This is a genomic window from Actinomadura atramentaria DSM 43919, assembly GCF_000381885.1.
In the GTDB taxonomy this organism is placed as follows: Bacteria; Actinomycetota; Actinomycetes; order Streptosporangiales; family Streptosporangiaceae; genus Spirillospora; species Spirillospora atramentaria.
In genome coordinates this window covers 380674-404941 of the sequence record NZ_KB907210.1, presented here as the reverse complement: position 1 = coordinate 404941, position 24268 = coordinate 380674, and the positions used below count along the sequence as shown (strand labels likewise).

At 75.5% G+C, this 24268-nt stretch carries 25 protein-coding genes and 1 riboswitch; of the genes, 21 read left to right on the top strand and 4 right to left on the bottom strand.

The features are described 5' to 3' along the window. The first annotated feature begins 105 nt into the window (after positions 1 to 105). From mihF to metK, 5 genes are all read left to right on the top strand, one after another. Positions 106 to 432: an integration host factor, actinobacterial type gene (gene mihF / locus G339_RS0109265; protein WP_019630791.1), complete on the top strand. Its 327-nt coding sequence runs from the start codon at positions 106 to 108 to the stop codon at positions 430 to 432. A gap of 94 nt (positions 433 to 526) precedes the next feature. Next, positions 527 to 1117 (top strand): guanylate kinase, encoded by a 591-nt coding sequence (gene gmk, locus G339_RS0109260; RefSeq protein ID WP_026341282.1) that lies wholly within the window; start codon positions 527 to 529, stop codon positions 1115 to 1117. Between the two features lie 44 nt (positions 1118 to 1161). Beyond that, positions 1162 to 1419: a DNA-directed RNA polymerase subunit omega gene (gene rpoZ, locus G339_RS0109255; RefSeq protein WP_019630789.1), complete on the top strand. Its 258-nt coding sequence runs from the start codon at positions 1162 to 1164 to the stop codon at positions 1417 to 1419. A 91-nt stretch (positions 1420 to 1510) separates the two neighbouring features. Continuing rightward, on the top strand, positions 1511 to 2791 hold the full coding sequence (coaBC, locus tag G339_RS0109250; RefSeq protein ID WP_019630788.1) for a bifunctional phosphopantothenoylcysteine decarboxylase/phosphopantothenate--cysteine ligase CoaBC: 1281 nt from the start codon (positions 1511 to 1513) through the stop codon (positions 2789 to 2791). Between the two features lie 156 nt (positions 2792 to 2947). Beyond that, the gene (metK, locus tag G339_RS0109245; protein WP_019630787.1) at positions 2948 to 4141 is read left to right on the top strand and encodes a methionine adenosyltransferase; all 1194 of its coding nucleotides are present in this window, start codon (positions 2948 to 2950) and stop codon (positions 4139 to 4141) included. A 54-nt stretch (positions 4142 to 4195) separates the two neighbouring features. Here the strand turns inward: metK and G339_RS0109240 are convergent, their stop codons facing one another. Further along, complete coding sequence (locus G339_RS0109240) at positions 4196 to 5854, bottom strand: MFS transporter (RefSeq protein WP_205625511.1); 1659 nt, start codon at positions 5852 to 5854, stop codon at positions 4196 to 4198. 95 nt (positions 5855 to 5949) lie between these two features. Between G339_RS0109240 and G339_RS0109235 the strand changes: the two genes are divergently transcribed. From G339_RS0109235 to G339_RS0109165, 14 genes are all read left to right on the top strand, one after another. Continuing rightward, positions 5950 to 8058 carry a primosomal protein N' gene (locus tag G339_RS0109235; RefSeq protein WP_019630785.1) on the top strand — a complete coding sequence of 703 codons (2109 nt, stop codon included), beginning with the start codon at positions 5950 to 5952 and terminating at the stop codon, positions 8056 to 8058. A gap of 49 nt (positions 8059 to 8107) precedes the next feature. Beyond that, positions 8108 to 9367, top strand: a complete 1260-nt coding sequence (locus G339_RS0109230; RefSeq protein WP_019630784.1) for a hypothetical protein — start codon at positions 8108 to 8110, stop codon at positions 9365 to 9367. Positions 9368 to 9464: 97 nt separating this feature from the next. After that, on the top strand, positions 9465 to 10010 hold the full coding sequence (gene def, locus G339_RS0109225) for a peptide deformylase (RefSeq protein ID WP_019630783.1): 546 nt from the start codon (positions 9465 to 9467) through the stop codon (positions 10008 to 10010). Next, entirely contained in the window at positions 10011 to 10937 is a 927-nt protein-coding gene (gene fmt, locus G339_RS0109220) for a methionyl-tRNA formyltransferase (RefSeq protein ID WP_019630782.1), read from the top strand. Beyond that, the gene (locus tag G339_RS0109215) at positions 10937 to 12382 is read left to right on the top strand and encodes an RsmB/NOP family class I SAM-dependent RNA methyltransferase (protein WP_019630781.1); all 1446 of its coding nucleotides are present in this window, start codon (positions 10937 to 10939) and stop codon (positions 12380 to 12382) included. Before fmt ends, G339_RS0109215 begins: the two co-directional genes overlap by 1 nt. A 91-nt stretch (positions 12383 to 12473) precedes the next feature. Continuing rightward, entirely contained in the window at positions 12474 to 13154 is a 681-nt protein-coding gene (rpe, locus tag G339_RS0109210) for a ribulose-phosphate 3-epimerase (protein WP_019630780.1), read from the top strand. Between the two features lie 174 nt (positions 13155 to 13328). Further along, a riboswitch (FMN riboswitch) is annotated at positions 13329 to 13459 on the top strand. Between the two features lie 92 nt (positions 13460 to 13551). Beyond that, complete coding sequence (locus tag G339_RS0109200; RefSeq protein ID WP_019630779.1) at positions 13552 to 14154, top strand: riboflavin synthase; 603 nt, start codon at positions 13552 to 13554, stop codon at positions 14152 to 14154. Next, positions 14151 to 14804 (top strand): nicotinamide riboside transporter PnuC, encoded by a 654-nt coding sequence (gene pnuC / locus G339_RS0109195; RefSeq protein ID WP_019630778.1) that lies wholly within the window; start codon positions 14151 to 14153, stop codon positions 14802 to 14804. The genes G339_RS0109200 and pnuC overlap by 4 nt, the downstream gene beginning before the upstream one ends. Then, positions 14801 to 16072, top strand: a complete 1272-nt coding sequence (locus G339_RS0109190) for a bifunctional 3,4-dihydroxy-2-butanone-4-phosphate synthase/GTP cyclohydrolase II (RefSeq protein WP_019630777.1) — start codon at positions 14801 to 14803, stop codon at positions 16070 to 16072. The genes pnuC and G339_RS0109190 overlap by 4 nt, the downstream gene beginning before the upstream one ends. Further along, positions 16069 to 16581, top strand: a complete 513-nt coding sequence (gene ribH / locus G339_RS0109185) for a 6,7-dimethyl-8-ribityllumazine synthase (RefSeq protein ID WP_019630776.1) — start codon at positions 16069 to 16071, stop codon at positions 16579 to 16581. Before G339_RS0109190 ends, ribH begins: the two co-directional genes overlap by 4 nt. A 44-nt stretch (positions 16582 to 16625) precedes the next feature. Then, the gene (hisG, locus tag G339_RS0109180; RefSeq protein WP_019630775.1) at positions 16626 to 17501 is read left to right on the top strand and encodes an ATP phosphoribosyltransferase; all 876 of its coding nucleotides are present in this window, start codon (positions 16626 to 16628) and stop codon (positions 17499 to 17501) included. Beyond that, a complete protein-coding gene (locus G339_RS0109175; RefSeq protein WP_026341281.1) occupies positions 17494 to 17940 on the top strand; it encodes a PH domain-containing protein in 447 nt (148 codons plus the stop codon). The genes hisG and G339_RS0109175 overlap by 8 nt, the downstream gene beginning before the upstream one ends. Positions 17941 to 17998: 58 nt before the next feature. After that, positions 17999 to 18580 carry a Uma2 family endonuclease gene (locus G339_RS0109170; RefSeq protein WP_033322615.1) on the top strand — a complete coding sequence of 194 codons (582 nt, stop codon included), beginning with the start codon at positions 17999 to 18001 and terminating at the stop codon, positions 18578 to 18580. A gap of 32 nt (positions 18581 to 18612) precedes the next feature. Continuing rightward, the gene (locus G339_RS0109165; RefSeq protein WP_019630772.1) at positions 18613 to 19125 is read left to right on the top strand and encodes a Uma2 family endonuclease; all 513 of its coding nucleotides are present in this window, start codon (positions 18613 to 18615) and stop codon (positions 19123 to 19125) included. Positions 19126 to 19128: 3 nt separating this feature from the next. Here G339_RS0109165 and G339_RS0109160 read toward each other — a convergent pair whose 3' ends face one another. From G339_RS0109160 to G339_RS0109150, 3 genes are read right to left on the bottom strand one after another with little or no spacing between them, the layout of a single operon-like run. Beyond that, positions 19129 to 19785 carry a hypothetical protein gene (locus tag G339_RS0109160; RefSeq protein ID WP_019630771.1) on the bottom strand — a complete coding sequence of 219 codons (657 nt, stop codon included), beginning with the start codon at positions 19783 to 19785 and terminating at the stop codon, positions 19129 to 19131. Then, the gene (locus G339_RS0109155) at positions 19782 to 21182 is read right to left on the bottom strand and encodes a selenium-binding protein SBP56-related protein (RefSeq protein WP_019630770.1); all 1401 of its coding nucleotides are present in this window, start codon (positions 21180 to 21182) and stop codon (positions 19782 to 19784) included. Before G339_RS0109155 ends, G339_RS0109160 begins: the two co-directional genes overlap by 4 nt. A 14-nt stretch (positions 21183 to 21196) precedes the next feature. Next, positions 21197 to 22414: a sulfite oxidase gene (locus G339_RS0109150; protein WP_019630769.1), complete on the bottom strand. Its 1218-nt coding sequence runs from the start codon at positions 22412 to 22414 to the stop codon at positions 21197 to 21199. 166 nt (positions 22415 to 22580) lie between these two features. Here G339_RS0109150 and G339_RS0109145 point away from each other — a divergent pair, with 166 nt between their 5' ends. Beyond that, positions 22581 to 23702 carry an XdhC family protein gene (locus G339_RS0109145; RefSeq protein ID WP_019630768.1) on the top strand — a complete coding sequence of 374 codons (1122 nt, stop codon included), beginning with the start codon at positions 22581 to 22583 and terminating at the stop codon, positions 23700 to 23702. Continuing rightward, positions 23699 to 24268: a nucleotidyltransferase family protein gene (locus G339_RS0109140; RefSeq protein ID WP_019630767.1), complete on the top strand. Its 570-nt coding sequence runs from the start codon at positions 23699 to 23701 to the stop codon at positions 24266 to 24268. The genes G339_RS0109145 and G339_RS0109140 overlap by 4 nt, the downstream gene beginning before the upstream one ends.

Below are 24268 nucleotides of genomic sequence, written 5' to 3'. Positions count from 1 at the left end.
TTTTGTGGCGGGCTAAACGGGGCTTCACGTTGCCTTATGGGGCGTGAACTCGCTAGTTTCCCGTCCCGTCCGACTCCGTCGAGTGGAAACCTGAGGTGACCCGGCGTGGCTCTTCCGCCCCTGACCCCCGAACAGCGCGCCGCAGCCCTGGAGAAGGCTGCCAAGGCCCGCAAGGAGCGGGCCGAGGTCAAGAACCGGCTCAAGCACGGGGGGACCTCGCTCGCCGAGGTCCTCAAAGAGGGGCAGGCCGACGACGTCATCGGGAAGATGAAGGTGTCGGCCCTCCTCGAATCGCTGCCCGGTGTGGGCAAGGTCCGTGCGAAGCAGATCATGGAGCGCCTGGGCATCGCCGAGTCCCGCCGTGTGCGGGGCCTCGGCGCGAACCAGCGCGCCTCCCTGGAGCGTGAGTTCGGCGGCGGTGGAAACCGCTGACCCGCGCCCCCTGGACGGGCGCGACGGCGAGGCCGTCGCGGCCGGATCGGGCGTGCCCGCGTCCGGCTCCATCCCGTCCGGTTCCGCGGCATTCATGACTGCCCGGGACGGCTCCAACGCGCAAGCTCCCTCCCACCGGCGGCTGACGGTCCTCTCCGGCCCGTCAGGCGTCGGGAAGAGCACGGTCGTCGCCGAGATCCGGCAAACCCGCCCCGAGGTGTGGCTGTCGGTCTCGGTGACCACCCGGTCTCCCCGGCCGGGGGAGCGGCACGGCGTGCAGTACTTCTTCGTCGACGACGCCGGTTTCGACCGGCTCGTCGCCGAAGGGGAGCTGCTCGAGTGGGCGGAGTTCGCCGGGAACCGCTACGGCACCCCGCGCGGCCCCGTCGTCGAACGGCTCGCCCGCGGCGAGCCCGTGCTGCTGGAGATCGACCTCCAGGGCGCCCGGCAGGTCCGCGAGACCATGCCCGACGCGCGCCTGGTGTTCCTCGCCCCGCCCTCGTGGGACGAGCTGGTGCGCCGCCTGACGGGCCGCGGCACCGAACCGCCCGACGTGATCGAGCGGCGGTTGGCCGCCGCCCGCGTCGAGCTGGCCGCCGAGAAGGAGTTCGACGTGACGCTCGTCAACACGTCGGTCCGGGACGTGGTCGACGAGCTGCTAGCCTTGATGGTCGTCCAGCACTGAGCTAGCCCGGCTAGCTCCGGCTCGTCCGAACGGAAGGCCACGGCGTGGCAGCCAGCAGCAACGAAGGCATCACCAACCCGTCGATCGACGAACTGCTCGAAGTGGTCGACACCAAATACGGCCTGGTCAGCATCGCGGCCAAGCGCGCCCGGCAGATCAACGCCTACTACGCGCAGCTCGGCGAGGGCCTCCTGGAGTACGTCGGCCCGCTCGTGGAGACGCAGGTCCAGGAGAAGCCGCTGTCCATCGCGCTCCGCGAGACGCGCGAGGGCCTGCTGCACGCCGAGCCCGTCGAGGGCTGACGCCCGCACCGAACGGCGCCGGTCCCCGGCGCCCGTCCCGGCGTGCCGGTGACCGCGCCCGCGGGCGCGGCGGCACGGGAAGGCGAACCGCATGACTCCCCGCAACGCGCCGGACGGCGCCGCCGCCGACGCGCGCCCGCGCGTCGTGCTGGGCGTCGGCGCGGGCATCGCCGCGTACAAGGTCTGCGAGCTGCTGCGGCGGCTCACCGAGTCCGGCCACGCCGTGACCGTCGTCCCCACCGAGGACGCCCTGCGGTTCGTGGGGGAGCCCACCTGGGCCGCGCTGTCCGGCCGCCCGGTCGCGACCCGCGTCTGGGACGGCGTCGCCGAGGTGCCGCACGTGCGCATCGGCCAGACCGCCGACCTGGTGTTCGTCGCGCCCGCCACGGCCGACCTGCTGGCCCGCGCCGCGCACGGCCTCGCGGACGACCTGCTCACCAACACGCTGCTCACCGCCCGCTGCCCGGTGGTGTTCGCGCCCGCGATGCACACCGAGATGTGGGAGCACCCCGCCACCCAGGCGAACGTCGCGACGCTCCGCGCGCGCGGCGCGATCGTCGTGGACCCGGCGTCCGGCCGCCTCACCGGCCGGGACACCGGGCCGGGGCGGCTGCCCGACCCGGCGGAGCTGTTCGAGGTCGCCCGGCGCGTGCTGGCGCGCGGCGCGGTCGGTCGCGATCTGGCCGGGCGGCACGTCGTGGTGTCGGCGGGCGGCACCCGCGAGGCGCTGGACCCGGTGCGGTTCCTCGGCAACCGCTCGTCCGGCCTCCAGGGGTACGCGCTGGCGCGCACGGCCGTCGCGCGCGGCGCGCGGGTCACGCTGGTCGCGGCGAACGTCGCGCTGCCCGATCCGGCGGGCGCGGCGGTCGTGCCGGTCGAGTCGGCGGCGCGGCTCCGCGACGCGGTCCTGGCCGCCGCCGAGGACGCGGACGCGGTCGTGATGGCCGCCGCCGTCGCGGACTTCCGGCCCGCCGAGTACCAGGACGCCAAGATCAAGAAGGTCGAGGGCGCGGGGCCCGCGCCGATCGAGCTGGTGCAGAACCCCGACGTCCTCGCGGAACTGGGCGCGCGCCCGCACGCGGGGCAGGTCGTGGTGGGGTTCGCCGCCGAGACCCACGACGTCCTCGAACACGGCCGCGCCAAGCTCGCCCGCAAGGGCTGCGACCTGCTCGTCGTCAACCAGGTCGGCGCGGACCTGACGTTCGGCCGCCCCGACAACGCGGCCGTGGTGCTGGGGGCGGACGGCTCGGCCGTCGAGATCCCGCGCGGCCCCAAGGAGGACCTGGCGGACGTCGTGTGGGACCTGGTCGCCGCGCGCCTCGCCCCGCCGACGCCGGGGGAGCGCGACGTCCCCGGGCGCACCGGCCCGTGAAACGGGATGGCACGCTCCCTCGCCCGCGCGGAGCCTCCCTATAGACTTTCCGGGAAACCGAACCCGGACGGGGGCGGGCGTATCCCCCGGCCGTGCCGATGACCACCATCCGCTCTGCGACGTCAGTCAGCAGCCGCTGCAAGGAGTCCACGCAACGTGTCTCGCCGCCTGTTCACCTCCGAGTCCGTCACCGAGGGGCATCCCGACAAGATCGCCGACCAGATCAGCGACACGCTCCTGGACGCGATGCTCAAGGACGACCCGGGCAGCCGGGTCGCCGTCGAGACCCTGATCACCACGGGTCAGGTCCACGTCGCCGGTGAGGTCACCACCGAGACCTACGTGGACATCCCCGGCGTGATCCGGGAGAAGATCCTGGAGATCGGCTACGACTCGTCCAAGAAGGGCTTCGACGGGCACTCCTGCGGCGTGTCGGTGTCCATCGGCGCGCAGTCGCCCGACATCGCGCAGGGCGTCGACGACGCCTACGAGACCCGCGAGGGCGGCGGCTCCGACGACCTCGACCGGCAGGGCGCGGGCGACCAGGGCCTGATGTTCGGCTACGCCACCAACGAGACGCCCGAGCTGATGCCGCTGCCGATCACGCTGGCGCACCGGCTCGCGCAGCGCCTGTCGGCGGTCCGCAAGGGCGGCGTGGTGCCCTACCTGCGCCCCGACGGCAAGACCCAGGTGACGATCGAGTACGACGGCGCGCGCGCCGTCCGCCTCGACACGGTCGTGGTGTCCAGCCAGCACGCGCCGGACATCGACCTCAAGGAGCTGCTGACCCCGGACGTCAAGGAGCACGTCGTCGACCCGGTGCTCGCCGAGTTCGACATCGACTCCGACGGGTACCGGCTGCTGGTCAACCCGACCGGGCGGTTCGAGATCGGCGGCCCGATGGGCGACGCGGGCCTGACCGGCCGCAAGATCATCGTGGACACCTACGGCGGCATGGCCCGGCACGGCGGCGGCGCGTTCTCCGGCAAGGACCCGTCCAAGGTGGACCGCTCCGCCGCGTACGCGATGCGCTGGGTCGCCAAGAACATCGTCGCCGCGCAGCTCGCGGACCGCGCCGAGGTGCAGGTCGCGTACGCGATCGGCAAGGCGCAGCCGGTCGGCGTGTTCGTGGAGACGTTCGGCACCGAGAAGCTGCCGGTCGCCAAGATCCAGGAGGCCGTGCTCGACGTGTTCGACCTGCGGCCGGCCGCGATCGTCCGCGACCTCGACCTGCTCCGGCCGATCTACTCGCAGACGGCCGCCTACGGGCACTTCGGCCGGCCGGAGCCGGACTTCTCCTGGGAGTCCACCGACCGCGCCGACGCGCTCGCCTCGGCCGCCGGTCTCTGATCGGGCGCGTGCGACACGAGGACCCCGGGGCGGTGCCCCGGGGTCCTCGCCGTCTCAGCGCGGGCAGGGAGTGCCGCGCGGGAGGCGGTAGCGCGCGCCGATCGTGTAGCGGCCGGGGCCGGGGGCGTGGAGGCGGACGAACTCGCCGTCGCGCTCCAGGCACCCGCCGCCCGTCCCGGTGACGCCGAGCCACGGGGACCAGGCGACGCGGATCAGCACCGAGCCGCGCGACGGCACGTCCACCGCCAGCTCGTCGGCGCGGGCGCGGGCCACCGTGGACGGCAGCTCCACCAGCGGCACCGCGTCGGCGACCGCGTACAGCCGCCAGTAGGCGTCGCGGTAGACCTCGCGCAGGTACGGCTGCCCGGCGCGGACGAGACCGGCCTCGCCGGTCGCGGCCCAGTCGGTCTCCTGCTCGGGCAGCACGACGAACCGCACCGCCCAGGTGCGCAGCCACGCGTGGTAGGACGCGGGCGTCAGCGCGCCCTCGTCGTAGAAAAGCGGGTACCGCTCGGCGTCCACCTGCCGGTTCCAGCCGCGCGCCAGCAGGTAGTTCCGGGCGAGGCCGGACGTCTCCCAGTGCGAGCGCAGCGGCACGACCTCGATGCGGCCCCGGTCCGCGCCGTAGCGGTCGAGTTCGGCGCGGAGCCCGGCGACGGTCCCGGCGGTGGCGGCGGCGGGCCGGGTGTGGATGATGTCGTCGATCGGCTTGACCATCATCCAGGCGGCCGACACGACGAACGCGACGCTCATCACGGCGAGCCGCCACAGCCGCGTCGTCCCGGCGATGGCCGACAGCAGCAGCATCCCGCCGAACAGCAGCGACAGCCGCTCGACGTTGCTGCCGATGGGGGAGGGGATCAGGTAGGTCAGCAGGACGCCGACCGCGTACACGCCCGCGCCGATCCGCACGATCCGCCACGAGCGCGGCGCGCACAGCAGCAGCGCCAGGACGCTGGCCATCGCGGGCGCGACGATCGACCCGAACCCGATCGGCTGGACGCCGGTGAACGGGAACAGCGCCGTCGTCACGCCGACGACCAGCGGCGGCCCCGCGCCGATCGCGACGCCCGCGCGCCAGCGGCCGGTGAGGATCAGCGCGGCGGACACCACCATGAGGAACAGCCCGGCGACGGGGCTCGCGAGCGTCGCCAGCAGGCCGAGGGCGAACATCCCGGCGGCGCGCGGGACGGGACGGCCGTGCGGCGTGAACGCGATGAGGACCGCGAGCAGCGCGAACGCCAGCCCGAGGCCGAACGTGACGCGTCCGGACCCGGCGTTGCAGGAGATCGCGAACGCCGCCCACAGCGCGGCGGGCAGCGTCGCCGGGGCGCGGAACCGCACGAGCAGGACGGCGGCGAGCGTCGCCGACAGGGTGCCCGCGACCGTCGCGACGGTGCGGATGCCGAACCACGCCATGATGTACGGCGACAGCACGCTGTACGACACGGGGTGGATGCCGCCGTACCAGGCGAGGTTGTAGGCCGAGCCGGGGTGCTCCCCGGCGAAGTGCGTCCAGAACGCCTGCGCGGCCAGGTCGCCGCCCTCGGCGGCGAGCCACCGCGCCCACACCAGGTGCAGGACGGCGGCGAAGAGCGTCGCGGCCGTCACCGGGTGGCGCGGGTCGGCCAGCCGCCGCCAGCGCGGGCGGGGCCCGGCGGGGCGGCCGGCGCGCGGGGCGCCGACGCGTTCGGGTAGGTGTGCTGTCGTCACGCTGCCTGCTGCTCTCGTCGCTGCCTGGTCGCCGCCGCGCGGTCCGCCCGGCCGGACGGGGCGGCGCTGTCCCCGCGGTCTGGTAGGACGGGACGGTGACGAGCGACGGCGGCGGCACGGGCCTGATCCCGGGACTGGACGAGGTCGCGGGCCGCCCGACGAAGACCCTACCGTCCGCCGCGCGGGGGGCGGCGGGGGCGACACGCGGCGCGCGCCCGGCCCCCAAGGGCGGGCGGGTCGCTGCCGGTGAGCTGCCGGTGGCGCGCGTCGCGGTGGACGTGCCGCTGCCGCACCTGGACCGGACGTTCGACTACCTCGTCCCCGACAAGCTCGCCGCCGAGGCCGTGCCGGGCGTCCGCGTCCGGGTGCGGTTCGCGGGCCGCCTGGTGGACGGCTACCTGCTGGAGCGCGCCGCCGACAGCGGGCACGACGGCAAGCTGCTGTTCCTCGAACGCGTCGTCTCGCCCGAACCGGTGCTCGCCCCGGACGTCGCGGCGCTGGCGCGGGAGGTCGCGGACCGGTACGCGGGCACCCTCGCGGACGTGCTGCGGCTCGCCGTCCCGCCCCGGCACGCGCGCGTGGAGGCGGAGGAGCCGAAGGCGCCCGCGCCGGTCGCGGGCCCGGACGCCGAGCCCGTCGCCGGGCCGGGGCCGTGGGCGCGGTACCCGGCCGGGCCGTCGTTCCTCGCCGCGCTGCGCGAGGGCCGCGCGCCGCGCGCCGTGTGGTCGGCGCTGCCCGGCCCGGCGTGGCCCGCCGCCGTCGCGCGGGCCGTCGCGGCGGCGCTGGCGGGCGGGCGCGGCGCGCTGGTCGTCGTCGCGGACGGCCGCGACGTCGCCCGGGTGGACGCGGCGCTGGCGGCCGAGCTGGGGGAGGGGCGGCACGTCGCGCTGACCGCCGACCTCGGCCCGACCGTCCGGTACCGGCGCTGGCTGGCGGTGCGGCGCGGCGCGGTCCGGGCCGTCGTCGGGACGCGCGCCGCGATGTTCGCGCCCGTCGCCGACCTCGGGCTCGTCGTGCTGTGGGACGACGGCGACGACGTCCACGCCGAGCCGCACGCCCCCTACCCGCACCCGCGCGAGGTGCTGGCGCTGCGCGCGCACCGGGCGGGCGCGGGCGCGCTGTTCGGCGGGTACACCCGCACGACCGACGCGGCGCGGCTCGTCGCGACCGGGTGGGCGCGGGCGCTGGCCGCCGACCGCGACCAGGTCCGCGCCGCGATGCCGCGCGTCCGGCCCGCCGGGGACGACGCCGAGCTGGCCCGCGACCCGGCGGCCCGCACCGCGCGGCTCGGGGAGCTGGCGTTCCGCACCGCGCGGGCCGCGCTCGCGGACGGGCCGGTGCTCGTCCAGGTCCCGCGCCGCGGCTACCTGCCGGGCCTGGCGTGCGGGCGGTGCCGGGAGGCGGCGCGGTGCGCGGCGTGCCGCGGGCCGCTGGCGCTGGCGTCGTCGCACGCCGCGCCGTCGTGCCGCTGGTGCGGGCGGATCGCGGGGGACTGGCACTGCCCCGAGTGCGGGCACTTCCAGGTGCGGGCCGTCGCGGTCGGCGCGCGGCGCACCGCCGAGGAGCTGGGCCGGGCGTTCCCCGGCGTCCCGGTGCGGACGTCGGGCCGCGACCAGATCCTCGCCGACGTCGCCGCCGATCCGGCGCTGGTCGTCGCGACGCCCGGCGCGGAGCCCGTCGCGGCGGGCGGGTACGCGGCGGCGCTGCTGCTGGACGGGCGCGCGCTGCTCGGCCGCGCGGACCTGCGGGCGGGCGAGGAGGCGCTGCGCCGGTGGCTGAACGCCGCCGCGCTCGTGCGGCCCGGCGGACCGGTCGTCGTCGCCGCCGACGGGGCGCTGCGGCCGGTGCAGGCGCTCGTCCGCTGGGACGCCGCGACCTACGCCGACCTGGAGCTGGCGGAGCGGCGCGAGGCCGGGTTCCCCCCGGCGGCGCGGATGGCGTCGCTGACCGGGACGCCCGCCGCGATCCGCGACCTGCTCGCCGAGGCGCGGCTGCCGGCCGGCGCGGAGGTGCTCGGCCCGGTCCCGGTCGAGGACGACCGGCCCGGCGAGCGCGCGGCCGGGCGGGAGCGCGCGCTCGTGCGGGTGCCGCCCGGCGCGGCGGCGGCGCTGGCCCGCGCGCTGCGCGACGCGGCGGCCGTGCGCAGCGCCCGGCGCGAGCCCGAGGCCGTCCGCGTCCAGATAGACCCGCTGGAGTTGATCTGACCCGCTGATCCGGCCCGCGCGCGGACGCCGGTTGCTCTAGGGTTTGCGGGTGGCCGACGACTGGGTAGACGACACCGCCGCCGACCTGCGGCGCTGGGCCGACGAGCAGGACGACGCGGTGGACGTCCTCGGCGTCCGGCTGCTGCTGGACCTGGCGCGCGAGGAGATCGGGCTGACCGGCCCCGAGGCGTTGGACGCGGCCGGGCTGCGCCGCCTGCTGCTGGAGGCGTTCCCCGCGGCGGTCGTCGCGGACGTCGCGGAGATCCCCGCGATCCTGGCGGCCGTCCGGCACCTGGTCGCCTACCTCGCCGCGGCGGCGGGCGCGGACGCCGCCGCGCTGCGCGCGGCGCTGGCCGAGATCGAGCCCGAGTTCGCCCGCGCGGTCGCCGCCGCCGAGACCGACGAGCGCCGCGCCGCCGCCGAGATCATGACGGCGCTGATGCGCGCGGACGGCGTCGACCCCGCCGACGCGGCCGCCGCCGACCGCTGGGTCGAGGCGTTCGAGGTGCTGCCCGAGGACGAGCGGTTCGCGCGCGTGGACGCCCATCTGCGCGCCACCGGCCAGGACGTGGACGACCTGCGCGTCCCGCCCGTCCGGCTCGCGCCGCGCGCCGAGCTGGCCGCGGCCGCCGCCGCGTCCGGGCTGGCCCGGCAGGCCCGCGCGCTCGCCGCGTGGGCGGTGAGCCGGCGGCTGACCGCCGGGGCCGAGCCGTCCGCGCAGGACGCGCTCGCCGCCGTCGCCGCGCTGGAACTGGCCTGCCCGCGCCGCGCCGCGACCGTCGCGGCGCTGGCCGACCTGCCCGAGCTGCACCGGCTGTGGTGGGCGGCGGCGCGCGCCGAGGTGATCGACACCGCGGGCGGCGTCGGCGCGCTCGGGCCCGTCCACGCGGGCCTGGCCGGGACGGGCGACGACCTGCTCGCCGCGTGGCTGGCGCTGTTCGAGCACGCCGTGGCCCCCGCCGAGCAGCCCGCCGGGGCGGACGCGGGCGCGCTCGTCCGCGCGGAGCTGCCCGGCATCCTGCTGTACCTGTACGAGCAGGACGGGCCGACGCCCGCCGCCGAGCTGGCTGCTGCCCTCGCCGAGCATGTCGAGGCGGCCGACGCGGAGGGCGACGCGGGCGCCGCGCCCGCCCCGGCGGCCGTCGCGGAGGCGCTGGCCCTGGAGCTGGCCGACCTCGCCGCCTGGGACGTCGCCGCCCGCTCCGGGGACGGCTGGGCGCTCACCCCGCTCGGCGTCTGGGGCGTCCGCGAGATGCTGCTGGCCGACGGCTACACCGCGCCGCTCGTCGCCGGGACCGCGTCCGCCTGACCCGCTCGCGGGTGCGCGACAGCCGTCCGGGCCTCCGTAGACTGGGGGCACACGAACCTTCCGGCGCCGCCGCGCCGTCCCGAGAACGGAGTGCCCGTTGGCCGTCAAGCCCATCCGCATCTTCGGCGACCCGGTGCTGCGCACCGCCGCCGAGCCGGTCCGGGATTTCGACAAGGAACTGCGGCAGCTCGTCAAGGACCTCACCGACACGATGATCGACGCGCCGGGCGTCGGGCTCGCCGCGCCGCAGCTCGGCGTCGGCCTGCGGGTGTTCACCTACTACGTGGACGACGTCCTCGGCCACGTCGTGAATCCCGCGCTGGACCTGTCCGACGAGCAGGAGACCGACGACGAGGGCTGCCTGTCGCTGCCCGGCCTGGCGTTCCCCACCCCGCGCTCGGTCCGGGCCGTCGCGCGCGGGTTCAACATGCACGGCGAGCCGATCACGCTGGAGGGCACGCACCTGCTGGCGCGCTGCGTCCAGCACGAGACCGACCACCTGGACGGGATCATCTTCATCGACCGGATGGACGCCGAGCAGCGCAAGGCCGCGATGAAGGCGATCCGCGAGGCCGAGTGGTTCGGCGAGCCCGCGCCCGTGGTGAAGCAGTCCCCGCACCGCACCTACGGGAAGGCGATCTGAGTGCGCCTCGTCTTCGCCGGCACCCCCGAGACGGCGCTCCCCGCCCTGGACGCGCTGCTGGCGTCCGCGCACGAGGTCGCGGCGGTCGTCACCCGGCCCGACGCGCCCGCCGGACGGGGGCGGCGGCTCGTCGCCAGCCCCGTCGCCGAGCGCGCCGCCGAGGCCGGGATCGAAGTCCTCAAGCCCGCCAAGGCGGGCGACCCGGAGTTCCTGGACCGGCTCCGCGCCATCGCGCCCGACTGCTGCCCCGTCGTCGCCTACGGCGCGCTGCTGCCCGAGGCCGCGCTGGCGATCCCCCGGCACGGCTGGGTGAACCTGCACTTCTCGCTGCTGCCCGCGTGGCGCGGCGCGGCCCCCGTCCAGCACGCCGTCCTGCACGGCGACGACATGACGGGCGCGGCCACCTTCCAGATCGAGAAGGGCCTGGACACCGGCCCGGTGTACGGCGTGCTCACCGAGCCGATCCGGCCCGACGACACCGCCGGGGCCCTGCTGGACCGCCTCGCCGTCGCGGGCGCGCGGCTGCTCGCCGACACGATGGACGGCATCGAGGCCGGAGCGCTGGACCCGCGCCCGCAGCCCGCCGAGGGCGTCTCGGTCGCCCCCAAGCTCACCCCCGCCGACGCCCGCGTCGACTGGCGCGCCCCCGCGCACCGGGTGGACCGGCTCGTCCGGGCCTGCACGCCCGCGCCCGGCGCGTGGACGGAGTTCCGCGGCGCGCGGCTCAAGCTCGGCCCGGTCCGGCCCGTCCCGGACGGCCCCGCGCTCGCCCCCGGCGAGCTGGCCGCGGGCAAGCGCGAGGTGCTCGTCGGCACCGCCACCCACCCCGTCGCGCTCGGCGAGGTCCGCCCCGAGGGCAAGCGCCCGATGGCGGCGGCCGACTGGGCGCGCGGCGTCAACCTCGTCGGCAAGGACGCCCTGCTCTGATGGCCCCCGCACGCGACGACCGGTCGCGCTCCCACCGCTCCCGCGACCAGCGCGACAACCGGCGGCCCGGCGGGCCGCGCCGCACCGGTCGGCCCGAGGACCTGGTCCGGCGCACCGCGTTCGACGTCATCCGCGCCGTCGAGACCCGCGACGCCTACGCCAACCTGCTGCTGCCCGCGCGGCTGCGCGACCGGCGGCTGACCGGCCGCGACGCCGCCCTGGCGACCGAGCTGACCTACGGCACGCTGCGCGGGCGCGGCACCTACGACGCCGTCCTCGCTTTGTGCAGCGACCGCGAGCTGCGCCGGATCGACCCGCCGCTGCTGGACGTCCTGCGGCTCGGCGCGCACCAGATCCTCGCGACCCGCATCCCCGCGCACGCCGCCGTCGGCACCGCCGTGGACCTCGCGCGCACCGTCGCCGGGCCGGGGCAGGCGAAGTTCGCCAACGCCGTCCTGCGCAAGGTCGCGGGCCGGGACCTGGACGCCTGGCTGGCGATCATCGCGCCCCCCGACGCGGACCTCACCACCCGGCTGTCGGTCGCGCACAGCCACCCCAAGTGGATCGTGTCGGCGCTGCGGGACGCGCTCGGCCCCGACTCGGCCGAGATCGCGGACCTGCTCGCCGCCGACAACGCCCGGCCGCGCGTCGCGCTCGTCGCCCGGCCCGGCCGCGCCGACGTCGCCGAGCTGACCGGGGCGGGCGCGGAGCCCGCGCCGTACTCGCCGTACGGGGCGGTGCTCGCCGAGGGCGACCCGGCCGCGCTGCCCGCCGTCCGCGAGGGCCGCGCCGCCGTGCAGGACGAGGCGAGCCAGCTCGTCGCCGCCGCGCTCGGCGCCGCGCCGCTCACCGGCCCCGACGACCGCTGGCTGGACGTGTGCGCCGGGCCGGGCGGCAAGGCGGGCCTGCTCGCGGGCCTGGCCGCCGGGCGCGGCGCGCGGCTGCTGGCCGCCGACGTGCAGCCGCACCGGGCCGGGCTCGTCCGGCGCACGGTCGACCGGCGGACCGGCGTCGTCGCCGCCGACGGCACCCGGCCCGCGTGGCGGCCCGGCGCGTTCGACCGCGTCCTGCTCGACGCGCCCTGCACCGGGCTCGGCGCGCTGCGCCGCCGCCCGGAGGCGCGCTGGCGGCGCGGGCCCGGCGCGGTCGCCGAACTCGGGCCCGTCCAGCGGGACCTGCTCGCCGCCGCGCTCGACGCGCTGCGGCCCGGCGGCGTCGTCGCGTACGTGACGTGCTCGCCGCACCTGGCCGAGACCCGCGTCGTCGTGGACGACGTCCTCGCGCGCCGCGACGACGCCGAACGCCTCGACGCGCCCGCCGCGCTGGCGGCCGTCGCGCCGTCGCTGACCGGCGTCGCGGCGGGGGAGTCGGGGGAGTACGCCCAGTTCTGGCCGCACCGGCACGGCACCGACGCGATGTTCCTGGCGCTGCTGCGCCGCCGCTGACGCGCGGGGCCCGGGGGTGCGGTCCGTCACCCCCGGCGTCCCCCGGCCGGGTGAGGGCCGGGCCGGGGGCCGCCTCTAGACTCGGGGCATCATGGCTCCGCAGATCTCACCCAGCATCCTGTCCGCCGACTTCGCCCACCTCGCCGACGACGTCGCGCGCGTGGCCGACGCCGCCGACTGGGTCCACGTCGACGTGATGGACAACCACTTCGTCCCCAACCTCACCATCGGGCTGCCGGTGGTCGAGGCGCTGCTGCGGACGAGCCCGCTGCCGCTCGACTGCCACCTCATGATCGAGGACCCGGACCGGTGGGCCCCCCAGTTCGCCGAGGTCGGCGCGAAGAGCGTCACCATCCACGCGGAGGCGGCCAAGGCCCCCGTCCGCACGCTGCGGGCCATCCGCGCGGCCGGGGCGCGCGCGTCGCTCGGCATCAACCCGGCGACGCCCGTCGAGCCGTACGCCGACCTGCTCGGCGAGGTCGACATGCTGCTGCTGATGACGGTGGAGCCGGGGTTCGGCGGGCAGAAGTTCCTCGACGTCGTGCTGCCGAAGATCCGCCGCGCGCGCGAGCTGATCCGCGACCGCGAGCGCCCGGTCTGGCTCCAGGTCGACGGCGGCGTCAGCGCCGAGACGATCGAGCGCTGCGCGGCGGCGGGCGCGGACGTGTTCGTGGCGGGCAGCGCCGTCTACGGCGCCGACGACCCGGCCGAGGCGGCGCGCCGCCTGCGCGCCCAGGCCGAGAAGGCGACCGCCTCGGCGGACTGGGCGTGACGTTCCCGCCGTGCGCGGCGGGGCTGCCCGGCGCGCACGGCACACGGGTCGGCTCGACCGCGGGCGGGCCGCGCCCGCTAGCAACCGAGCGCTTGCTTGGCCACATTCGGCCGTGGGCAATCCCACATAGGGCGCGGAACACCGGACGTGGCACACTGGTTGGCAAGCAGTGAAACGCGTGCTCCGGGGTCGGTGAAATTCCGAACCGGCGGTGACAGTCCGCGACCCGGCCGAAGCCATCGGCCGGTTGATCCGGTGGAATTCCGGGACCGACGGTGAAAGTCCGGATGGGAGGCAGCGCGCGGGTCGCCCCTGCCCGGGGGCGGCGTTCTTCGCACGTCCCACCGCGCGTCCGCGCGGCACAACCCCCGGAGCCTCGATCTAGGAGGCTCGGGACATGTTCACCGGCATCGTCGAGGAACTCGGCGAGATCACGGCCGTCGAGACGCTCGCCGACTCCGCGCGGCTCACGATCCGCGGGCCGATCGTCACCGGGGACGCGGTCCACGGCGCGTCGATCGCCGTCAACGGGGTCTGTCTCACCGTCGTGGACGGTCCCGAGGGGGACTCCTTCACCGCCGACGTGATGAAGGAGACGCTGGATCGATCCACCCTCGGGCTCCTGAAGGCCGGGGCGCGCGTCAACCTCGAACGGCCCGTCCGGCTCGCGGACCGGCTCGGCGGCCACCTCGTCCAGGGCCACGTGGACGGCGTCGGCACGCTGCTGTCCCGCGAGCCCGGCGAGAAGTGGGACGTCGTCACGTTCGCGCTCCCGCCGGAGCTGTCCCGCTACGTGGTCGACAAGGGCTCCATCACGGTCGACGGCATCAGCCTCACCGTCGTCGAGGCCGGCGCGGACCGGTTCAGCGTCTCGCTCATCCCGACGACGCTGGAACTCACCACCCTCGGCCGCAAGGCGCCCGGTGACCCCGTCAACCTGGAAGTCGACGTCGTCGCCAAGTACGTCGAGCGGATGATCGGCGATCGGGTCGTGTCGTGAGCTGGCTCAACGCCCACTTCACGCTGTTCGGCAAGCCGGTCCTGTGGTCCGACCTCGCCGGGAACGCCCTGTCGCTCGCCGTCGTGTGGCTGGCGATGCGCAAGACCATCTGGACCTGGCCGGTGCAGTTCGCCGGGGCCGCGCTGCTGCTCGCCGCGTCGCTGGACGCGCACGCGCCCGGCAACGCGCTCAAGCAGGTGCTTTTCGGCTTCCTCGCCGTCTACGGCTGGGTGATGTGGGCGCGCGGGAAGCGCAGCGAGGGCGGGCTGCCCGTCCGCGCCGGGACGGGCCGGGAACGCCTCGCGCTGCTCGCCGCGCTCGCCGTCGGCACGGTCGCCGTCGCGCAGCTCTTCGCGCACCTGGCCTGGCTGCACGTCACGTGGTCGCCGTGGGCGAACGCGTACATCTTCGTCGGCAGCGCCGTCGCGACGTTCGCGCAGAGCCGCGCGCTGACCGACTTCTGGATCATCTGGGTCCTCGTCGACCTGGTCGGCGTCCCGCTGGCCCTGAAGTCCGGGCTGTACGTGTCCGGGCTCGTCTACGGGATCTTCTTCGTCATGGTGCTCGCGGGCTACCGCAACTGGCGGCGCGAGGCACGGGGGCGGCGGCACGCCCCGCAACACTCCGAGAACAAGGCGGTGACCACATGAGTGGCAACGACGTGCGCGACCAGGAGAGCGGGATCTTCGACCCGATCGAGAAGGCGGTGGCCGAGATCGCCGCCGGGCGGCCCGTCGTCGTCGTGGACGACGAGGACCGCGAGAACGAGGGCGACGTCATCTTCGCCGCGTCCCTCGCGACGCCCGAACTGCTCGCCTTCACCGTCCGGTACACCAGCGGCGTGATCTGCGTCCCGATGACCGGCGACGACCTGGACCGGCTCCAGATCCCGCTGATGACCGCGCAGAACGCCGACCGGATGCGCACCGCCTACACCGTCAGCGTGGACGCCGCCGCCGGGGTCAGCACCGGCATCTCCGCCGCCGACCGCGCGCACACGATCCGCCTGCTCGCCGACGCCGCTTCCGTCCCCGGCGACTTCAACCGGCCCGGCCACATCTTCCCGCTGCGCTACCGCGAGGGCGGCGTGCTGCGCCGCCGCGGGCACACCGAGGCGGCCGTGGACCTCGCGCGGCTCGCCGGGCTGCCCCCGGCGGGCGTCCTGGCCGAGGTCGTCAACGACGACGGCACGATGGCGCGGCTGCCCGAACTCCAGGTGTTCGCCAAGGAGCACGGGCTCGCGCTGATCTCCGTCGAGCAGCTCGCGGAGCACCGCCGCCGGACGGAGTCCACCGTCGCGCGCGTCGTGGAGACCGTCATCCCCAACCGGTACGGGCACTGGCGCGCGGTCGGGTTCGCCAACCCGGTGACCGGCGACGAGCACGTCGCGCTCGTCCTCGGGGACCTGGGCGACGGCGCGGACGTCCTCACCCGCGTTCACTCCGAATGCCTCACCGGCGACGTCCTGCACTCCGAGCGCTGCGACTGCGGCGCACAGCTCGACGCGGCGATGGAGCGCATCGCCGCCGAGGGCCGCGGCGTCGTCGTCTACCTGCGCGGACAGGAGGGCCGGGGCATCGGGCTGCTGGCCAAGCTCCGCGCGTACGCGCTGCAGGACGCGGGCGCGGACACCGTGGACGCCAACGTCGAACTGGGGCTGCCGGTGGACGCGCGGCAGTACGCCGACGCCGCGCACGTCCTGCGGGACCTCGGCGTCGGATCGGTCCGGCTGCTCACCAACAACCCGGCCAAGGTCGCGGGGCTGGCCGGATTCGGCCTCGACGTGCGGGCGCGCGAGGCGATGGCGCCCGTTCTCACCGGGCACAACGTGCGGTACCTGACCGCCAAGCGGGACCGGCTCGGCCACGCCATCGACGGGCTCGACGGGCTCGACGGGCTCGCGGAGGCCGCGCGATGAGCGGGGCGGGCCGTCCCGAGGACCGGACCGTCGACGCCGCCGGGCTCACGCTCGGCATCGTCTGCGCGCGCTGGCACGACCAGATCACCGGCCGCCTCCTCGCCCGCGCGCTCGACGCGGCGAAGGCGTGCGGGACGGCCGAACCGGTCGTCGCGCGGGTCGCGGGCACGCTGGAGATCCCCGTCGTCGCGCAGCAGCTCGCCCGCGACCTCGACGCCGTCGTGTGCCTCGGCGCGGTCATCCGCGGCGAGACCGCCCATTTCGACTACGTCTGCGACTCCGTGACCGCCGGGGTGACCCGCGTCGCGCTCGACGAGTCCACTCCGGTGGGCAACGGGGTCCTCACATGTGACACCATTGACCAGGCGCTGGACCGCGCCGGGCTGCCGGGCAGCCGCGAGGACAAGGGATGGGAGGCGACTGTGGCCGCACTCGACACGGCACTGACCCTGCGAGGGCTGCGGCATCACGGTCACGCCGGGCGCCGCGCGGAGCATCTGGGCTCCTGACCGCCCCGGTACCGAACGTCCCTCATCGCTGAAAGGTTCACACCGTGCTGTCTCTCGTCCTGCCCAAGGGGTCGCTGGAGAAGGCGACCCTGGAGCTGTTCGACGCCGCCGACCTCACCGTCCGGCGCACGTCCGACCGCGACTACCGCGCCTCCATCGACGACCCGCGCATCGACCGCGTCCGGGTCCTGCGGCCGCAGGAGATCCCGACCTACCTCGAACAGGGCCTGTTCGACCTCGGCATCACCGGCCGCGACTGGATCACCGAGACCGACTCCGACGTCGTCAGCCTCGGCCAGCTCCAGTACTCCAAGGCCACGGCCAACCCGGTCCGCGTCATCATGGCGGTGCCCAACGACGCGCCGTGGCAGTCGGTCGCCGACCTGCCCGAGGGCGTCCGCATCTCCACCGAGTTCCCGGAGATGACGCGGCGCTTCCTGGAGAAGCACGGCGTGAAGGCCAAGGTCGTCCCGTCCTACGGCGCGACCGAGGCGAAGGTGCCCGACATCGTGGACGTCATCGTCGACCTCACCGAGACCGGCTCGTCGCTGCGCAAGAACGGGCTGCGCATCCTCGACACGCTGCTCACCAGCTACACCGAGCTGGTCGCCAACCGCGAGGCCTACGAGGACGCCGACAAGCGCGCCGCGATGGAGGACGTCTCGCTGCTGCTGCAGGGCGCGATCCGGGCGCGCGGGAACGTGCTGCTCAAGCTGAACGTCGCGCAGGCGGACCTGGCGGCCGTCCTGGAGATCATGCCGTCCATGTCGTCGCCGACCGTGACGGCGCTCGCCGGGGGCGAGAGCAGCGCGGTGGAGAGCGTCGTCGCCAAGCGCGGCGTCAACACGCTGATCCCGGCGCTCAAGGCGGCGGGCGCGCACGACATCCTCGAAATCCCCATCGCGAAGATCGTTGACTGACGTTCCGGCGCTCCCGGTCGTGTGGCGTCCGCGCACGACCCGGATCACCGCCTACACCGCGGCGGGCGTGATGGTGCTCGGCATGATCGTGCTCGCCGTGGTGGTGGCGCCGCAGTTCAAGACGTTCGACCGCGTGATGATGGTGCTGTTCGGCCTGTTCTGCGGGTGGGTGCTGCACATGCTGGCGCGCTGCCGCGTCACCGCCGACGCCGCCGGGCTGACGGTCGTGAACGCGTTCCGCACCCGCCGCCTGGCCTGGGCGCAGGTCGTCGCCGCCGAGATGAACGAGGGCGACCCGTGGCCGACCCTCGACCTCGCGGACGGCACGTCGGTCGGCGCGATGGGCATCAACGGCGCGGAACGTGCCCGCGCCGCCCGCGACCTGGCCCAGCTCCAGGCCCTCCTCCGCTCCCACGCCGAGACCCCCGACCCGGCCTAGCCGTCTACACTGGGCCGTGTCAGCTCTGTGTACGGGGTTTCTCACGGAAAGTGAAGGCATGGGTGCTGAATCACTGACACACTGGCTCACCCCCCCGCCGGGCGGCTTCACCGTCGACGACTTCCTGAGCATGCGTGACCTGCCCCGGCACACGGAGCTGATCGACGGGAGCCTCGTCTTCGTGAGCCCGCAGCAGATCTGGCACGTCCGGATCATCGACCTGATCAGGGAGGAGCTGAAACGGCAGGCTCCCCCCGAGTGGCGGGTCGAGCGCGAGATGTCCGTACGGCTGGCGAAGCACGAGATGCCGGAGCCGGACCTCATCGTGGTGACGGCCGAGGCGTACGCGAACCAGGCGAGGACGTCCACCTACTACACCGCGGACGACCTCGTCCTCGCGGTCGAGGCGGTCTCGCCGGAGTCGGTGAGCCGCGACCGGCTCGTCAAGCCCCTGAAGTACGCCGCCGCGGGGATCGAGCACTTCTGGCGGGTGGAACAGGACGGCGACCGCACCGTCGTCTACGTCTACGTACGCGACCCGGCCACCGCCGAATACGCGCTCACGGGCATCTTCCACGAGCACATGAAGCTGACCGTCCCCTTCGAGATCGACCTCGACCTGACCCGGGTGATGGGCTGACACCGCCGGACGGGTTCACGTTCGACGACTTCGTGAACCGGTGCGATCCGCCCCGGCACGCGGAACTGATCGACGGGAACCTCGTCGTCCCCCGCCGGCGGCGCAAGTGGCACGTGTCGGCCGTCGATCGGCTCAAGGCGGAGCTCGATCGGCAGGCGCCGGCGGGGCTTCGGGCCGATCGGGAGATGACGGTGCGGCTGGCCAGGCGGCAGGCGCCGGAGCCGGACATCATGGTGGTGACGGCCGAGGCGTTCGAGCGGCCCGAGCCGGACACGTACTACTTCGTCGAGGACGTGGTGCTCGCCGTCGAGGTCGTGTCGCCGGATTCCGAGGAGCGCGATCGGGACACCAAGCCGCGCAAGTACGCAGCCGCCGGGATTCCGCATTTCTGGCGGGTGGAGCGGCAGGACGGGCGGACGGTCGTCTACGTGTACGAGCGTGACCCGGCCACCGGTGGGTACACGCCGACGGGTATCTACCACGAGCGGTTGAAGGTGGCCGTGCCGTTCCCGATCGACGTTGATCTGGCGTTCGTCGGGCGGTGAGGGTCAGGCGGTGGCGAGGGTGACGGCGCCCGCGCCGAGGAGGGCGACGGCCCAGACGCGGTCGAGGTCGAGCCACGCGCGGCGCAGGATCGACAGGCCCAGGACCTCGTAGACCAGCACCGCGATCAGGCCCGCCGTCGCGAACATCGCCAGGGTGTGGACGGCCGTGACGAACAGGGCCGTGTCGATCGCCGAGCCCGCGCCCGCCGTCAGGCCGTGGTCGTGGCCCGTGTGGAGACTCGTGTGGGCGGGCGCGGCGCGCGTGCCGTCCGTGAGGACGGGCAGCAGCATCAGGCCCGCCCCGTGGACCGACGACATCAGGAACGACCAGCCCGCGAGCTGCCACAGCGACAGCCGCATCCCCACCCAGCGGAAGTGCCGCCTCGACAGCAGCCGCCACAGCCCGAACCCCACGAGGACGATCCCGCCGGCGACCGCGACCCAGCGGGTCGCGACCACCGAGCGGGTCAGCGTGACGAGCACCGCGACGATCCAGATCGACGCGGCGTGCCCCGCCGCGATGGCGGGCAGCGACCGCAGCAGCAGCGCGCGGCTGCGCTCCTGGAGGCCGCGCGCCACCGCGAACAGCCACCCCATGCCGGGGTTCAGCCCGTGGAACGCGCCGAGCGCGACCAGGGCGGCCAGCGAGCCGTCGGTCACGGGTAGCAGTAGGAGTCGGAGGAGGCGTCGCCGCCCTGGAGGCGGGTCTGGTGCGGGCGCAGGCCGCGGAACGCGTCGCCGTGCGGGAAGAACCGCTCGTCGAAGGCGAACGAGTCGTCGGCGGCGTCGAGCTTGGCCATCCAGGCGCCGACGCCGTCCGGGTAGAACTGGTCGTCCCACGCGCCGTACAGGGAGTTGGTGACGTAGACGCGGCGGCCGTCGCGGCTGACCTCGACCATCTGCGGGCCGCCCGCCAGCGGCAGGTCCGGCGCGGCCGGGTGCGGCGTGCGGTTCACGATCCCGCCGATCCGCACCGATCCGGCCTCGACGGGGTGGAACGGGTCGGACACGTCGTAGCGCTTCAGCTCGCCGGTGCCCCAGCAGGAGACGTACAGCCACCGGTCGTCCACCGACAGGTCGATGTCGGTGACCAGCGGCGGGACCGCGCCGAACGGCTCGATGACGGGCGGCAGCGCGGCCGGGTCGGCGGGAGCCTCGGCGGGGATCGTGATGACCTTCGTCGCGGCGAACCGGTCGCCGTCGCGGTGCCACAGCCACACCGACGCCGACAGGTCCTCGACGTTGACCACGACGCCCGCGAACCCGTACTGCTTCGTCGGGTCGTGCGCGGGCCGCAGTTCCAGGACCATCTGGTGCTCGTCGCCGAGGTCCACGCTCTGCACGTGGCGGCGCTTGCGCAGGTCCCAGAAGTGCAGCGAGTGCCCGTACTTGCGGCCGAGGAGCAGTTCGGCGACGACACCGTCCTCGATCATCAGCGGCGTGCCCCACTCGGAGCTGACGAGCACGTCGTGCGCGATGTGCCACCACGCGTCGTAGGCGAAGTGCTGCGGCCCCCGGTCGACCTCCCAGCGGCCGAGGACGTCGAAGGACGTGTGGTCGAGCAGCGCGATCCCGCCCGGCCCCTCGGTGGAGCCGCCGCCGAGCGCGGTGACGTACAGGCCCTCGGGCCCGCAGTGGACGGTGTGCGGGCGCGAGTAGCCGGCGCGGTCGGCCAGTTCCGCGGCCTCGATCGTCCGGACGAGCTTCGGCGACGCCGGGTCCGGCTTGGTGTCCAGGATGTGGATGTTCGACGAGCGCAGCCCCGGCACGATGAGGTACCGGCGCTCGACGTGCGGGTGCGGCGCGTACGGGCACAGCGCGCTGCTGCACGCGTTCCACCCGAAGTGGTGCAGCTCGTCGCCGGTGCCGGGCATGTCCGTCCAGCCGACGACGGTCCCGTAGTCGGGGGAGCCCGGGTCGGTGTCCAGGACGGCGATGGCGTCGGGCCGCCGCGCCGACCGGTCGAACGCGGCGACGTAGGCCAGCTTCTCGGCGGGCGCGCCCGCCGCGTCGCGGGGCGAGGGGTAGAACGTGGGGTCGGGCTTCCAGAGCGCCATCAGGTCGGAGATCCTCACTTCACGGTGACGGGGTGCCGGGCGACCGCGCCGAACAGGTAGCCGAGCGTGTTGTACGGGGCGGTGTCGGGTTGCGCCGCGCCGGTCTCGTCGGCGGCGCGGGCGAGGAGTTCGTGGCGGCCGGGGCCGGGCGGGCGCCACGGGATCGTCCAGCGGGTCCAGGCGCGGGCGAGGGACGGGCCGTGCGGGCGGGCGCGGCGCCAGGTCGCGCCGCCGTCCGCGCTGACCGCGACGCTGGTCACGCGGCCGTTGCCGGACCACGACCGGCCGTGCAGGACGCGCGTGTCGCGCGGGATCTCGCCGTCCCACGGCAGCTCGAACGCGCTCTTGGTGTTCATGCGGGTGAGCGGCGCGCTGCCCTCGGGCGGGTAGTCGGGGCCGAACAGCCGGTAGTACTGGGTGTTCCACGGCGAGGCGAGCGGCGTCGTGGAGACCTCGATGTCGCCGAGCCACTTGACGGACGCGACGCCGACCCAGTCCGGCACGACGAGCCGCGCGGGGAAGCCGTGGTCGGGCGGCAGCGGGCGGCCGTTCATCTCGTAGGCGACCAGGACGTCCTTGCGGGCCTTGGCGACGGGCAGCGGGCGGCGGACGCGGCCGAGGTTCACCCCGCCGTCGACGTAGTCGGCGTCCAGGCCGCGCGGCATGACGTCCACGGCGCGGCGGCTGATCCCGGCGCGTTCCAGCAGCACCGACAGCCGCACGCCCCGCCACCGCGCGACGCCGACCGCGCCGAGCCCCCACGCGGTGCCGGACACCCGCTGGCCCTGCTGCGTCGTGAACAGCGAACGGGCGTTGCCGGTGCATTCGATCCGCGCGGTGAGCGTCTCGGCGGGGAGGCGGCGCAGCGCGTCGTAGGTGAACTCGACGGGTCCGCCGCGCAGGCCGTCCCCCCAGATCCGCAGCCGCCAGGCGCGCGCGTCGATGCGGGGGGTCGCGACGTGGTTGCGGACGAAGAAGCGGTCGACGGGCGTGAGGTAGCCCTGTCCGAGCATCGCCTCCCAGCGGGTCTCGGCGTTGGTGCCGCGCGGGACGAACAGCTCGGGCGGGAGCGGTTTGACGATCCCCGCGCCGTCTTCGGCGGCCGCCGCGTCGGGGAGGAACGGGAGGGTCAGCGCGCCGCCGAGCCCGTAGCCGGAGAGCCGGACGACGGCGCGGCGGGACAGTTCGTACGCGGCCTCGTCGGTGAGGTCCGCGTCTGGGGATCGGGCCATGAGGGCATCGTGCTGACGCGCGCGCAGTAAGTCAACTTTCCCTACAGAAATCGCATGGATTACGCGTGGGTACAGTGATCGTGCCGGGCCCGTCCCGGTTCCGGCGGCGAGCGTGGAACGATCCAGCGGGGCCGCGCGGCCCCGGTCCATCCGTCAGGGAGCGCCCATGCGAGACGTCCTCGGCGACATCGCCGCCTGGTACGCCGACGGCCGCACGTTCGGCCTCGCCACCGTCGTCGGCGCGTTCCGCAGCGCGCCCCGGCCGCCCGGCGCGGCGATGGCCGTCGACCCCGGCGGCGAGGTCGTGGGCAGCGTGTCCGGGGGCTGCGTCGAGGGCGCGGTGTACGAGCTGGCGCGCGAGGTCGTCGCGTCCGGCGAGCCGGTCGTGCGGCGGTACGGCGTCAGCGACGACGACGCATTCGCGGTGGGGCTGACCTGCGGCGGCGTGCTCGACATCCTCGTCGAGCCGGTCGGGGCCGCGACGTTCCCCGAGTTCCCCGACGTCGCCGCGTCGATCGCCGCGCGCGAGCCCGTCGCCGTCGCGTCCGTCGTCGGCGGCCCCGGCCGCACCGGCGCGCGCCGCGTCGTCTGGCCCGGCCGCGCCGCCGGGAGCCTCGCGCCCGGCGCGCCGCACGAGGCCCGGCTGAACGCCGCCGTGGACGACGACGCGCGCGGCATGCTCGCCCAGGGCCGCACCGGGACGCTGCGCTACGGGCCGGACGGGCAGCGGCGCGGCGACGACCTCGCGGTGTTCGTCCACTCCTTCGCGCCGCCGCCCCGGCTGCTGGTGTTCGGCGCGATCGACTTCGCGGCGGCCGTCGCCCGCGTCGGCAAGTTCCTCGGCCACCACGTCACCGTCTGCGACGCCCGCCCGGTGTTCGCCACCCGCAAGCGGTTCCCCGACGCCGACGAGGTCGTCGTGGACTGGCCGCACCGGTACCTCGCCGGGACCGACGTGGACGAGCGCACCGCCATCGCCGTCCTCACCCACGACCCCAAGTTCGACGTCCCGCTGCTGGAGGTCGCGCTGCGCACCCCCGCCGGGTACATCGGCGCGATGGGCTCGCGCCGCACCCACGACGACCGGCTGGCGCGGCTGCGCGCCGCCGGGCTCGCCGACGCCGAGCTGGCGCGGCTCCGCTCGCCCATCGGACTCGACCTCGGCGCGCGCACGCCGGAGGAGACGGCCGTGTCCATCGCCGCCGAACTCGTGCAGCTCCGGTGGGGCGGGACCGGGCGGCCGCTCACCGAGACCGGCGGGCGCATCCACCGCGAGCCGGTCGCGTGAGCGGCGTCGCGGGGCTGCTGCTGGCGGCGGGCGCGGGGCGGCGGCTCGGCCGGCCGAAGGCGCTGGTCGAGATCGGCGGGGAGCGGCTGGTGGACCGGGGCGTCCGGACGCTCGCGGACGGCGGGTGCGCGCCCGTCCTGGTCGTCACCGGGGCCGCGCCCGTCGAGCCGGACGGCGCGACGGCCGTCCACAACCCCGACTGGGCGACGGGTATGGGGTCCTCGCTGCGCGCCGGGCTCGCCGCGCTGCCGGACGAGTGCGCGGCCGTCGTCGTCGCGCTCGTGGACCAGCCGGACGTCACGGCCGCCGCCGTCCGCCGCCTGCTCGCGGCGCACGCGGCGGGCGCGTCCGTCGCCGTCGCCGCCTACGGCGGCGAGCCGCGCAACCCCGTGCTGCTCGCGCGGGAGCACTTCGCGGCCGTCGCGGAGTCCGCGCGCGGGGACCGGGGGGCGCGCGCGTTCCTGCGCGCCCGCCCCGGACTCGTCACGCCCGTGCCGTGCGACGACGTGGCCGCGCCGGACGACCTCGACACGGCCGCCGACCTGGCGGCCTACCTCGCCCGCTGA